The following is a 12,587-nucleotide window of genomic DNA, read 5'->3' on the forward strand; positions in this document are numbered from 1 at the left end:
ACGGTCCTCACGGCGATGGGCGCGGCGGCAGCACTCGCAGTGACCGGGCTCGGGGTGTGGCGGTGGGCGCGAGGCCGCACCTCCGTCGACAGTGCCGCCAAAACGATGGCGCACCCCCGCAAGCTGTCGGGGATCTCCCGGTCGGCGTCGCAGGAGTTGGTGCCGCAGTTCGACAAGAAGGACCCCCGCTCGTGGGGGTTCCTCATCGGCTACACCGTGCGAGGGAACGTGCCGGTGCACCTGTCGTGGGAGACCGTCATGGTGGCCATCGCCGGCATGCGGATGGGTAAGACCGCGGCGCTGGCCATCCGCGCGGTCCTCGCCGGCCCGGGTCCGGTCATCGCCAACACCATCAAGCCGGACCTGCACGCCGCGACCCGGCTCAGCCGCGAACAGCGCGGACGGGTGGACATGCTCGACTTGCAGGCAGTCAGCGGCGCCCGCGTGGTGACGTTCTGGTGGAACCCGCTCAAACGGGTCCGCGAAATGAGCGACGCGCGGCGGGTCGCGTCGTTCTTCGTCTCCGGCTCCTCCATCAAGGGAGCAACGACCAGCAGCTACTTCGACGGCGGATCTGCCGACCTGCTGGCGTTCTACCTCCTCGCCGCCGCGGCCGGAGGCGGAGACATGCTGCACGCGATGCACTGGCTCAACCGCGATCAGGACTCGACCCCCGCGCTCGTACTCGAGGCGACCGGGCACCCCGAAGCCGCCAACGCCATCCGCACCGCCCTGCGCATCAACCCTCGTCAGCGAGACGGCCTGTACGACATGGCCCGCAGATGCCTGAGCGTGTTCATCGACAAGGACTACGCCGACGTCATCACACCGCCCCGCCGCGTGATCATCGAAGCTCGCACGAACCCCGACACGGGCGTTGCGGAAATCCGCCGGCTCCCCGGATCGGTGCATCACGACCGACCGGAGTTCGACCCCCACAAGTTCGTCACCAGCACCGACACGATCTACACCCACTCACGGAAAGGTCCGGGACCAGCACGCTCGCTGATCACCGCCCTGATCGGGCAGATCTTCGACGCCGGGCTCGACGTCGCCGTACGGAACCCGTCTCGTCGATACCCGAAGCAGATGCCGTCCTGGTGGCCTCGGTCGTGGTGGCGGCCGTCGACTCGCTCGCGCGAGGGTCGACTCGAAGTGCCGCTCGTGGCGGTCCTCGACGAGGTGACCAACACCGTCCTGCTCGACGACCTCCCCGACCAGTACTCCTACTTCGGCTCGCACGGCATCATCCCGATCTCCATTTTGCAGAACCCCCAACAGGGCCACAAAGCCTGGGGCACGGACGAATTCGACGGGATGCTGTCGAACTCGATGCACTTCTACGGGGGCGGGGTCAACAACAGCGACTACACCGCCGAACTCTCCGACATCGTCGGCACCCACGAAGTGCTGACCACCACCCGCAGTCGCGGCAAATCCGGGGGCAGCACCAGCCAGAGCTGGCAGGAACGCCCCATCATGCCGCAGCACAAGGTCGTTCAGATGCCCAAGAGTCGAGCGTTGCTGGTCATCCCCGGCAGTCCGCCGGTCCTGATCAAGAAGGTGCACTGGTGGGAAACCGACGACAAGGCCGTCATCGAGGAGTCGGTGGGCCGCTACGCGGGGACCGAAAAACTCAGAGCGTCCATCCTGGCCGGGATCGAGGACGACGACGAGTACTCCGCCGACGATGACCACGAAACGCCCTATCCACCAATGTCGTTCGACAAGGACAGCGACGACAACGATGGAGATCGCTGGTGACCGACGACTTCGAACCGACCGTCGACGGCGACGCGATCGACATCACCGGGCAGTGGGACGACCCGGAGGCAGTGGACGAGGTCGAACCCGAACGGCGGTTCCCCGACCTCGAAACGTTCGTCACCGACTTCTTCGCCCGGGTGGTCAATCGGCATCTGTCCGATCGGCCCGGTGACGGGTTGACCTGGGACCCGCGGTGGTGGCGTCACCGCGAGGTGCGGGAGCGGCTGCGGGCACTGTGGGACGCCTACGAGGGCGCCCTCGCTGCGAGCACCGAGGACCCGTCGGCGATGTCGCGGTGGTGGCTCACCGACCTCGACGGGCACCTGAAAGTGTTGCTCGACGGGCGACACGGGCCGATGAGTCACACCGACCCCGACGGTTCCTGGACCGGTCATCCTGCGCTCCGGACCGTGCCGGTGCCGGACGGCGTCGACCTCGACGATGAGTAGGTGCGGTCACGCTGCCTTGCTGTAGATCTCGGCCAACGCCAGCATAAATCCCGTTGCCACCATGACCGCGATAGTGGCGTTGGCCGGGGTGTGGTGATCCTGGTGTGCCCGTGAATCGTTGTGTACTCGCGGCCGTAGGGGCGGCCGACACGGGTCCTCCCGATAACATCGGAAGCTATGTCCAACTCGGCTTTCAAGCTCCACGACTTGATCATGGATTGGACAGTGCCACCGAACACTCCTCCCGAACAGATACGGTTCAACGGAGACCCCACCTCTTTGGAGTTCTGGCGGAGCCAGTCGCGAGCCGTTGAACTGCTTAAGGACGTCGAACGTGCCGTGGACGGGCTGCACGCGGACGGCCAGGATGTCGAAATGTTCCGGGACATCATGCCCGAGCTGTATCAGGTGGTGTTCTCCTACAGCGTGCCGTGGCAACAGATCAACGCGAATGAGCGGCCCGTTGTCGATCGAATGCTGATGCGACTGCTGAAGTCGCTCGGGTTGACACTGCAGATGGTCAACAACTCGTTGTTCATCACCGGTGATGACATCACCGACCTGCTCACCTATCTCGACGACGCGGTGACGTTGGTAAGGGAAAGCCAGGACATCGACGACGCTGTGCGGCGCTACTTGCTGGGTTTGATCGAAGAAGCACGACGGGTAGCGAATGAGTTTCAGACGTTCGGTGACGTGGAGCTTCGGTCGGTTACCTTCGAGCTTGGTGCCGCGCTGCTGGGTGCGGCTGACGACCAAGTCCCCGAGGAGCGGCGTGCCGGGTGGCTCGACCAGGCGAAAAAGCTAATCAAGAAAGCAGCCGTTTCCGCCGGCACCAAGGCGCTCGACCGCGGCAGCGACGCTTTGCTCGACGGCGCGACGGACGCCATCAACTCGGCATTCGGAGGCTGAGAAGCGCTACAGCACTGGCGGGTGCTGCGTTACCCGAGTGCGACTACCAAGACACCCGACCTTCCTGTTTTCGGAGTCGCTACAGACCCGGCCCGACATCACGGGTCCGGTCGTTGTCGCGGCCGGTCGTGCGGTCCCGCAGGTGTTGCTCGGTCTCCTGCTTGCGGGCGGCGGCGGTGCGCGCGCGCTCCTCGGCGGCCCGGTCGGCCGGCGCCAGGGCGTTGCGGCGGTCCAGCTCGTCCCGGTAGGTCTGCCGGGTGCGCTCGCTTCGGGCGGCAGCTGCGCCGCTGACCGGAGTGCGGGCGACGGCGGCCACGCGCAGTCGGCGTTGGAGTTCGGCGGTGGGGATCTGTCCGACCGCGGCACCCGTCGCACGGGCGGTGTCGGCAGTGGTCTTGCGATGCTGGGCTCGCAGTGTGTTCTCGACGTTCGCCTCGTCGGGGGTGAGTGCGCGGCGGCGCTCCCGTTCCGTGGTGAGCGCGGCCGCGCGTGAACGGAGACGGTCGCGTTCTGCGGCGGCCGCGGTGAGGGTGTCGTCGGCGGTGGTCGCGGCACGCCGATCGGCGGCCCGCGCCGCGGTGAGGGTGGCGTCGTGATCTTCCTCGGCGCGGTGAGCGTCGGCGACGACCCGGTCCCACGTCTGACGCGGCGGGGCAGCGGCGAGGGCGGCGGCGGCGGCCGCGGCGGCGGACCGGGCCCGCTCGGACCACAGCGCGGTCTCTGCGGTCGCGGCGGCGAGACGTTCCTGGTCGACGGTGCGTCGACCGAAGCGGCCCATCTGCGGTTCCCGTGCGGCGCGTTCGTTCTCTTGCGCTGCCGCGAGTCGGGCCTGTGCCCGCTCGGCGCGTGTTTGCGTATCGACGGCGTTCTGGACGGCCTTCGCCGCTGCCGTGGTCTGCGCGATGTCGTCGCGTGCGGCGGCGGCGGTCTTTCCGCCGAGTGCGGCGGTCTTGGCGGCGGTGGCGAGGCGGATGTCGCGGTCGAGTGCAGCCAGTCGCGTGCGGGTTTGCGCGGCGGCCGCCGCGAGCTGGTCGTCGCCCAGCGCGCGGATCGGGTTACGTCGCATCTGCTCAGCCGCCGCGGCGACGTCGGTGTCCGCGTGCGCGGGGGTGCGCACCGGTTCGGGTCGCGCACCGAGGGTGGACCGCGGCGCCGCGCCGACCGGATCGGCGGCGGCAGGTGCCGTCGATTCGCGGCCGTCGGTCAGGCCGAGGTAGGTACGCAGCTCGTCGGTGTAGGCGGTGAGATCGGGGTCGGTTCCGGCGACGTCGGCGACGACCGCGCGGATCGCGTCGCGTTCGGCGTCGTCGAAGCGGGTCAGGGGCAGATCGAGAGTGCCGGGGTCGGCGCCCAGTGCGGTGTCGACGACACGACGGGCGAGCTCGGCCCATTCCCGGTCGGTGAGTGCGGCCGCGACGCGCTCGGGAACGGCGCTCCGCACCGCGGTGAGGGCGTCGGCGTCGACGAGTGCGTGCATCGCGTTCCGATACGCCTGCTGCTGCGGGTGCGTGTAGTCCAGGTCGGTCACCCACAGGGCGTCCGCGCCGCGGGGGTCGACGATCGCTGCGACGGTGCTCTCGGCGAACGCGCGCAGCTCGGTGTCGGCGCCGGGGTGCTCGGGCGGCAACACCGGCAGCGTCGACCCGCTCTCGGGCACCTCGACGGTCTTGAGTCGGGCGAGGATCGCGACGGGGACGTTGCCGGCGGTGTGCAGGTCGGGGTCACCGAGCAGGTCGATCACCACGTTGCGGTCGGCGCCACGCGCGAGGACGTCGCGGACACCGGCAACGGCGGCGTCCCACCCCCGCTGCCCGGTCGCGGCGGTGTGAATGGCGGTCGGCAGCGTCGCCGACAGCAGGTGCCGGGCGTGGGCATCGCCGAGCTTGACCGCAGCGGTGTCGTAGTAGTCGCGGAAGCGGCGCGGGTCCGACGCGCGGGCCAACCCGTCGCGTAAGTGCTCGACGGCGGCGCGTTCTTCGCCGTCGCGGGCGAGGATGCCGGCGAACACGTCGCCGGGTGTCTGTTCGGGGTGCGGCGGGTGGTCGAGGTCGGGTTCGGCGAGGGCGTCAGTGACGAGGTAGGCGTAGTTGCCGGTCTTGCCTCTCGTCATCGCCACGTAGGCGGCCTGTCTGTCCACGGCGTTGGAGAGCAGGGCGCGACCGACGTCGACGGTGAGTCCTTGGGCGCGGTGGATGGTGTGGGCGTAGCCGAGCTCGGTGTGACCCTGCACGTACCAGGCGGGCAGCACCGTGTGCGCGCCGTGACGGTTGCCGGTGACAGCGAGGCTGCCGTCCGTGCCGACACCGGTGACGGTCCACAGGTCACCGTTCTGCACCGAAAAACGTGTGCCGTTCACCCCGACGGCGCGCAGTTCGGCGCGGTTGCGGCGAGTGACGATCGTGTCGCCGACGAACGCGCGGGCAGCGTCCGACAGCGCCGCCGACGGGCCGTGGCCGGTGCCGGTGTCGGCGTGGTGGATTGCTTGAGCGGCGACGTTGAGGTGGTGCACCTGGTCGTTGGTGGGGGCGAGCATCACCGATGACAACCCGCTGCGGGTGTCGGCGAGGTGGTCGTCGAGCAGTCGCACCAGCAGCTCGTCGTCGGTGCCGCCGATCATGCGGCCCCGGGCGCGGTAGAACTCGAGCGCGGCACTCTCGCCCGCGCGGACACCGAGCGAGGCGGCGGCTTCGGCCGGGTCGCGGAAACGCACCACCTCCACCAATTCCGGTGCGTCGGTCTCGCGGGCGAGCATGCCCAGTGCGCCGCCCGCGTCGACGGCGCCGAGCTGTGCGGAGTCGCCGATCATGCGCACCACCGCGCCGCGTTCGGCGGCGAGGGTGACCAAGGCGTCGAGGTCGCGGGTCGAGGCCATGCCCGCTTCGTCGACGAGGATCAGGGTGCCGCGGTCGACGCCGGTGTCGGTGCCGACGGCGCGCTGGTGGAGCACGGAGGCGATGGTGCGGCCGGGCACCCCGACGTCTTCGCCGAGCACCGTCGCCGCGGCGGCGGACGGCCCCAACGCCAGGACGGTCCGGCCCTGTTCGTGCCAGGCGTCGACGAGCAGCTTCATCGACGCGGTCTTGCCGGTGCCGGCCGGGCCGATGCCCACCGACACCAGGGTCTCCGCGGTCGCGAGTCCCTGCGCCATCGCGAGCTGCCCGGCGTTGAAGACGAACGGTGTGCCGGTCCGGGCGGTCTCGAGTGCTTCGCGGCGGGCGCGGGCACCGTCGAACGCCTCCGCCGAGACGGTGAACACCGTCTGGGTGTGTGCGGCGTCGAGGAGGCGCTGTTCGGCGTCGAGGACGGCAGTCGACGAGTACCGGGCGGCGCCGTGGTCGGTGAACACCGACTCCCCCGACGAGCGGGTCAGCGCACTGGGGAGGTCGTCGAGGGTGATGTCGAGCAGCAGCGAATCGCGGTGCAGCGCCGCCTGCGTGACCTGCTCGACGGCACGGCGGGCGTGCGCCGGTTCGGCGAACCGGACGCGGGAGAGTTCGTCCTCGACGACGGTGCGCACGTTCGCTTCCGTCCACGTCGAACGTGCGGTGGACACGCGGTCGATGACCCGCTGCGCCCACTGCGCTGCGTCGATCTCGGTGACGGCCGCCGCCGCGACGGCGCGGTTCTGCACCGACGCGAGCAACGTGTCGACACCGCCTTCGATACCGCGCTCGGCGAGGAAGGTCTCGGCGCGCTCGCGCCACTGGGTGCGCATCACCGACAGCGACACCGGCGGCGCTTTCCCCGACCGGGTGTCGAGGGTGGCTTGCTGCACGAGGCGGATCTGCTGCGCCTTCGACGGGGTGCGCCCGTGCTCGGCGCGGTATTCCTCGGTGAGCTCGCGGGCGCGGGCCATGATCGCGTCGCGTCGGGAGAACTCCGACAACAAGTCGGCGTCGAACCCGACGATCTCGCGCACCGGCCGTTTGCCGTCCGGGCGGGCGCGGTCCTCGAACTGCACACCGGCGTAGCGGGCGGTCTTGTCGGCGACGAGGGAGTTGTAGCGGGCGGCGGCGGCGACGGCGATGCGGTGCAGCGGCCGCGCATCGAGTGCGCGCCACTTCCCGTCGTCGGTGGTGCGGACCTTGTTCGAGATCGCACAGTGCGTGTGGAGGTTCGGATCCCCGGTGCGGTTGTCGTAGTGCACGAACTGCGTCGCCACCAACCCGTCGGTCTCGACCTGCTCGGTCGATCCCTTGCCGCGGCGGGTGAAGCCGGCTTCGGCCTCGATCCACGCGAGAGTTTCGTTCACCGCTTCGGTGTGCGCCCGCTCGACCGCGTCCTTGGCGGCGGCGTCGCCGAGTCCCCACAGGGCGCTGATCGACTTCTGTGGGGTGAACACCAGGTCGTACCCGGCGACGGGGTGACGCACCTTCGCTTCCTGGGCGCGGATGAACTCGGTGAGCTCCTTCGGTGCACCGTCGCGGCCGTACTCGGCGCGGTAGAACGCGGCGGCGGTGTCGATGCGGATGCGTTGCCGCTCCCCCGCCGACAACGCCTTCCCTGCATCCTTGGCCGCCGCCGTGGTCGCCGCTGTCACCGCGGCGAGGTAGGGCACCTTGTTCTCGAAGGTGGGGAACGGGCGGCCGAGCTGCTGCGCGGCGGCGGTGCGGTCGATGTCCTCACCGGCGAGCGCGGCGCGGGTGATGTTCGCTTCCGCGTCCGGGTGCAGTCCCTCACCGAAGAGCGCCTTCATCTGCGTCTCCGACACCACACCGTCGACACCGAGTGCGGCGGCGCCGCGGCCGGCCCACCGCCCGGGAGGGGCGCCCTCGGCGGTGTAGTAGTCGGCGATGTTCTGCCCCCGGGTGACGGTGTGATCACACGCCGCCACCTGCCGGGTCAGGTAGGTGTACCCGTCGCCCGCGTGGAGGCGGTGCAACGTCATCACCGCACACCACCCCCAGCGCGGGCCGAAATCGGATGCCCGGAAGGGCAGGGGGTTCGGTCCAGAAATAGCCGCTCAGCGGCCCTATCAGGGCGCGTCGTACCCCCCTTATGGGGGTCGCGCGACCAGACAAGCACAGACCGATCGTGCCGCAGGCGCTCTATAAGAGCAAATGGTGTGTGCGTTATGGGTTGGCGAGGAACGAGCTGCTTGGTGACGACGGAGGAGGAATGCGGGTCGACGGGTGTGCAGCGGAGCGGAAAGGCGATCCGGGGTCGGGTTGTGTTAGGGATCGGGCGAAATGTCGGGCGGGGCGGTTAGGGTGGCCGGCATGGCGTCCACCTCGGCGCGCGTCGCCGCGCGCACCCGCGCCCGCGAAGCGCAGCGACTCGTCCTCGCCGCCCGCGCCGAACGGGACAAGGCGAACATGGCCTCGCTGACGGAGTTCTTCACCGCAGCGGAAGAAATCGACGCGGCCCGCCGCCGCCAGGCGGAGGCGTTGGCGGCGATCCGCGAACGCGAAGGAACACTCACTGCGGCCGCGTCGCTGGCCGGTCTCACCCTCGGTCAAGCGCGCACCCTGCTCGCCGAACTGACCGGCCCCGTCGCACCGTCCGGTGCGGCGGCCGGCGGCGAGCTCGGCGCCGACGACGCCCCGTCGGCGGCGCCCGTCGACGACACCACCGTGTCGTCGACCGACAGTCCTGCACCGCACCACGCCGACGCTTCCGGCTCCTCCGAGTCGGCGGGATAAGCACCATTGCGGGTGCAAATGCCTCCCCACCACCCCGCCGCGGCGACGCCCGCCGTCGACGGTGACGACCAACTCGTGCTCCCCGGCTTCGACCCAGCCCCGCCGACTCCGGTGCGCAGCTCCTACCGCGGGACACCGCTCGCCGCTCCCCCGTCGGCCGCGACGATCGCGCGATTCCGCGCGAAAGTGGTCGTCACTCCCGGCTGCCACTTCTTCGTCGGCGCGGTCTCGAACCCCGACGGATACGGGCGCATCAACTTCGTCGACGGCGGCGCGCAGCGCACCGTCGGCGCGCACCGCTTCGCGCTGATCCTCGTGCACGGCGACCTCGGCCCCGACGCGGTCGGTGAACACGACTGCGACGAAACGTTGTGCGTGCGCGTCGGCGACGGGCACCTCAAGCTCGGCACCCAATCAGCGAACCTCGCGCACGCCGTCGCCACCGGCCGGCACCTCGGCTCGACCCCCGCCTACCGCGACCCGCGCGGCCGATACGGTCGAGCGGTCGCCATTCGCGACGCACTGCTCGGTGGGTACGACCCCGATCGGCTGCGTGCCGCGCTCGCGGGCGTCGACGCCGACAGCATCGCCGCTCCTACGCTGTTCTGAACCGCCGCTTACGTTCGGCCGGGTCGGGCAACGTGAACGGAAAGTGCTCGCGTGTGTTGTTGACGACGTGAGCGAGTTGTTCGCGGATCACGGTGGATTTGGCCTCCAACATCTCGCGGCCGGATCGAACGCTGGCGTCGTCGGGGTACTCGATTCCGTTGATGATCGGGCGCAGCTTGTCGACGGCGTGCAACATCGCGCTGATGTGCGGGTCGATGTGTGGGCTTCTCGTCAACAGGTGCATCGAGTAGAGAGCCGACCGCATTCGGCGCTCCGCAGGGAAGAACTCGTTGTCCTTCGTCCGCGCGAACTGCTCAGCCAGTTGCTCCTCGACGCGGTTCCCTGCGGTGCGGGCGTCGAGCATCATCTCGAGACCGGTTCGGTACGCCGAGTCGATCTGCATCCACTCCATGCAGGCGGTCGCTATGTCCACGGCGGCGTTGCGCACGTGGTCGTTGTAGTCGTCGCGGCGCTGCACTTCGTGGCGTCCATCGGCCTCGCCGAGAGTGCGGCGGTTGAAGTGCGCCGACACCACCAACGCGACCAACGCAACGACAATCGTTCCGACGCTCCCCCAGCCCTGGGTGAAACGAAATCCTTCCGCTGCCTGCTCGACTGCATCCTGCGCGGCGTACTGCATTCGTCGGACGCTACGGCGTTCATGTCGGACCTGTCCTGTAGGAACCGGGGCACACACCTTGTGCGCCGCGCCGAACGGCCAGTGGTGCACTCCCCCCGTCGTTGGGAGACCGCTCGTGCTGACACCGTTCGCCATCGCCGGCGGAGGACTGCTGATCCTCGCCGTGCGCCACATCGCCGTCCACGGCCGCGGCCGGTGGGCCACCGCCGCTGCGTGGTTGGTCATCCTCGGCAGCTTCGCCGTCAGCATTACCATCGCCGTCGCCGTGATCGCGTTCTTCGCGACGTTCTTCGCGGCGTTCGGTCTCGTGCTGATGGTGCTGGCGTTCATGATCCCGCTCGCCTACCTCGGCGGGTCCGTCGGCAACGGCAGCAAGGGCACCTACCCGCGCCGCTACTACTGACACCGACCGGCGCGCATCACCGTCGCGGATGCGTGTGTCGGTGTCGTGTTCTACAGTCGTCGGTGTTCGACCGTCGATGAGGGTCACGGTCGAGCGTCCATCACCGGTCGTCACACACCGCGTGTGCACACCACCGCTACTGCTGCGGGGGTGCACCTTTCGCGTACCTGTTGTGCGGCCGTCGACGCTCCCACGAAAGGCCCTCATGTCTGCCATCACCACACTCGACAAGGACACCGTTCTCGCACGCGCTCGCGCCGCGATCGACACCCGCACCCGCTACGTCGAATCCCTCTTCGACGCCGCAGCCGCCGCCTCCGCCGCACACACCGCAGCCGAAGCCGCCCGCAGTGCGGCCGCGGACGCCGACACCGCACTGGCGAAGGCGTACAAGGACGCCGTCGACGCCGGCTGGACACCGGCCGAACTGAAATCCGCCGGCCTGCCCGCACCGACCCCGCCGCGCAAGCCGTCGCGGCGGACCTCGGGTCGACGCACCCGACCCGCCACCGACACACCCGCCGCCGACACCACGGCCAACGACGGGACCGGCTCGACCGGTGCCTCCGACGCGCGCACCGACGGCGGTGCGGAGGTCCACCAGTGACGCCGCAGTCGGTGATCGAGGTCGTGATCGCCGACCGGCGAAGCGACGGCAGCGGCCCGCGCAACGTGCACGCCCACGGGGTGTTCCCCGACGAAGCCGCAGCGACCTGCTTCGTGCGGAACCAGCTCGCCGCCCTCCCGCTGCGTGGAGTGACCGACGTGCACGTGAGCCTGACCGCGCTCGGCGCGTCCGACACCGCGCGGCCGCTGCGCGACGTCTCCGGTGCGGTGGCCACGGTCGCGGCCGAGTTCGACACTGCACCGGCCGTCGAACGGGACCTCGCCGCAACACTGACCCGCGCCGCCCGCAGTCGCCGCGTCGACGTCGCTGCCGTCCTCGAACGGGCGGCGGCGACTGCGGCGGCGAACGTCGGCGGCGCCGACCTGCTGCTCGCGGCCTCACCGGAGTCGGTGGCGGCGCATCACGTGTCCGCGTTGGCCGGCCTGGGCACCGATCCGGAGTTGCCGCTGCTGCGGCGCACCGAACCGGTGGTGCTCTACTTCGAAACTCGCGACCAACAGCTCGACGACTACGGCATCCGCGAACTGTGCACGCGCGACACCGTCGCCATTCGGGCGGAGCTGCGCCGCGCCGAACTCGACGGTGGGCCGCGGGCGGAGTTGGAGGCGGAGCTGGCGGCAGTGCAGACGCTCTACGAGACCGACGTCGAGGCGTACGTGGCGACGTGGATCGCGGCGGCGACGTCACGGGCCCGCGACCTCGGGTTGCCCGACGACGTGCCGGTGCTGCTGTCGACCGATGAGACCGAGAGCTACGACGACGGGGATCTCGAACCGCTCTACGACTACGCCTTCGCCACCGTCGCCTTGCCGGGGTGCGGGTACACCCCGACCACCTACCCGCACCGCGACAGCAGCGGGATGCCCGACGTCGAGGCGTTCGTCGACGCCGAAGCCGCCGCACACCGTTCGTACCGGGACCGTGTCGCGGCGACCCGCGACGGCCGGCGGGTGCCGACGTGACCCGCGGGACCCGCCCCGTGGTCGCCGCGGGTGCGGCAGTGTGCGCGGCGGTGCTGGTCGGGTGCCAACCGGCGGATCGGTCCGGCGAGACGTTCGGGTGGGTCGATCCCCCGCCGACAGTTCAGGACGTCACGGTGACCCGCGTGATCGACGGTGACACCGTCGAGGTCGACACCGTGGACGGTGTCACGCAACGGGTGCGGGTGGTCGGGATCGACACCCCGGAAACGAAGCGTCCGGACACGCCGGTGCAGTGCTGGGGACCGGAAGCGACGGCGTTCGCGCGAGAGCTGCTCGACGGACAACGGGTGACGATGCGCGACGACCCCCGCGCCGGCGACGTCGACGACTACGGGCGCCTGTTGCGGTACGTCGTCCTTCCCGACGGGCGGGAGTACTCCGTCGCCGCCGCCGAGGCCGGCGCTGCCCGCGCGTACGTCTACGACGACACCCGTCCTCCGCAGTTGGCCGGCGAGATCGCCGCCGCGCAGGACCGCGCCGACGCTGCGGGCCTGGGGTTGTGGGGACCGCCGTGCCACGGCGGCCTCTGACAGAGTCCCGCTCACACGACGAGA

11 protein-coding genes are annotated in these 12,587 nt (G+C 70.1%); 9 read left to right on the forward strand and 2 right to left on the reverse strand.

Annotated elements, in window-relative coordinates; translation table 11 throughout:
* Nucleotides 1-105: 105 nt before the first annotated feature.
* From A3Q40_RS16455 to A3Q40_RS16465, 3 genes are all read left to right on the forward strand, one after another.
* Nucleotides 106-1,764 carry a type IV secretory system conjugative DNA transfer family protein gene (locus A3Q40_RS16455; RefSeq protein ID WP_235606606.1) on the forward strand — a complete coding sequence of 553 codons (1,659 nt, stop codon included), beginning with the start codon at nucleotides 106-108 and terminating at the stop codon, nucleotides 1,762-1,764.
* Nucleotides 1,761-2,216, forward strand: a complete 456-nt coding sequence (locus A3Q40_RS16460; RefSeq protein ID WP_068103800.1) for a DUF4913 domain-containing protein — start codon at nucleotides 1,761-1,763, stop codon at nucleotides 2,214-2,216. The genes A3Q40_RS16455 and A3Q40_RS16460 overlap by 4 nt, the downstream gene beginning before the upstream one ends.
* 177 nt (nucleotides 2,217-2,393) lie before the next feature.
* Nucleotides 2,394-3,128 (forward strand): hypothetical protein, encoded by a 735-nt coding sequence (locus A3Q40_RS16465; protein WP_068103806.1) that lies wholly within the window; start codon nucleotides 2,394-2,396, stop codon nucleotides 3,126-3,128.
* 79 nt (nucleotides 3,129-3,207) lie between these two features.
* On the opposite strand, the gene mobF is transcribed toward A3Q40_RS16465, so the two are convergent.
* Nucleotides 3,208-8,016, reverse strand: coding sequence for a MobF family relaxase (gene mobF, locus A3Q40_RS16470; RefSeq protein WP_068103809.1), 4,809 nt, complete (start codon nucleotides 8,014-8,016; stop codon nucleotides 3,208-3,210).
* Between the two features lie 331 nt (nucleotides 8,017-8,347).
* Here mobF and A3Q40_RS16475 point away from each other — a divergent pair, with 331 nt between their 5' ends.
* Together A3Q40_RS16475 and A3Q40_RS16480 are read left to right on the forward strand one after the other, a co-directional pair.
* Nucleotides 8,348-8,770: a hypothetical protein gene (locus tag A3Q40_RS16475; RefSeq protein WP_157889644.1), complete on the forward strand. Its 423-nt coding sequence runs from the start codon at nucleotides 8,348-8,350 to the stop codon at nucleotides 8,768-8,770.
* 18 nt (nucleotides 8,771-8,788) lie between these two features.
* Entirely contained in the window at nucleotides 8,789-9,379 is a 591-nt protein-coding gene (locus A3Q40_RS16480) for a hypothetical protein (protein ID WP_068103813.1), read from the forward strand.
* On the opposite strand, the gene A3Q40_RS16485 is transcribed toward A3Q40_RS16480, so the two are convergent.
* Nucleotides 9,366-10,019, reverse strand: a complete 654-nt coding sequence (locus tag A3Q40_RS16485) for a hypothetical protein (protein WP_068103815.1) — start codon at nucleotides 10,017-10,019, stop codon at nucleotides 9,366-9,368. The genes A3Q40_RS16480 and A3Q40_RS16485 overlap by 14 nt on opposite strands.
* 115 nt (nucleotides 10,020-10,134) lie before the next feature.
* Between A3Q40_RS16485 and A3Q40_RS16490 the strand changes: the two genes are divergently transcribed.
* From A3Q40_RS16490 to A3Q40_RS16505, 4 genes are all read left to right on the forward strand, one after another.
* Entirely contained in the window at nucleotides 10,135-10,422 is a 288-nt protein-coding gene (locus A3Q40_RS16490; RefSeq protein ID WP_068103817.1) for a hypothetical protein, read from the forward strand.
* A 205-nt stretch (nucleotides 10,423-10,627) separates the two neighbouring features.
* On the forward strand, nucleotides 10,628-11,029 hold the full coding sequence (locus A3Q40_RS20420; protein WP_068103819.1) for a hypothetical protein: 402 nt from the start codon (nucleotides 10,628-10,630) through the stop codon (nucleotides 11,027-11,029).
* Complete coding sequence (locus A3Q40_RS16500) at nucleotides 11,026-12,012, forward strand: hypothetical protein (protein ID WP_068103821.1); 987 nt, start codon at nucleotides 11,026-11,028, stop codon at nucleotides 12,010-12,012. The genes A3Q40_RS20420 and A3Q40_RS16500 overlap by 4 nt, the downstream gene beginning before the upstream one ends.
* Nucleotides 12,009-12,563, forward strand: a complete 555-nt coding sequence (locus tag A3Q40_RS16505; RefSeq protein ID WP_068103824.1) for a thermonuclease family protein — start codon at nucleotides 12,009-12,011, stop codon at nucleotides 12,561-12,563. Before A3Q40_RS16500 ends, A3Q40_RS16505 begins: the two co-directional genes overlap by 4 nt.
* The last annotated feature ends 24 nt before the right edge of the window (nucleotides 12,564-12,587 follow it).

It is taken from the genome of Rhodococcus sp. PBTS 1 (assembly GCF_001620025.1).
In the GTDB taxonomy this organism is placed as follows: domain Bacteria; phylum Actinomycetota; class Actinomycetes; order Mycobacteriales; family Mycobacteriaceae; genus Rhodococcoides; species Rhodococcoides kroppenstedtii.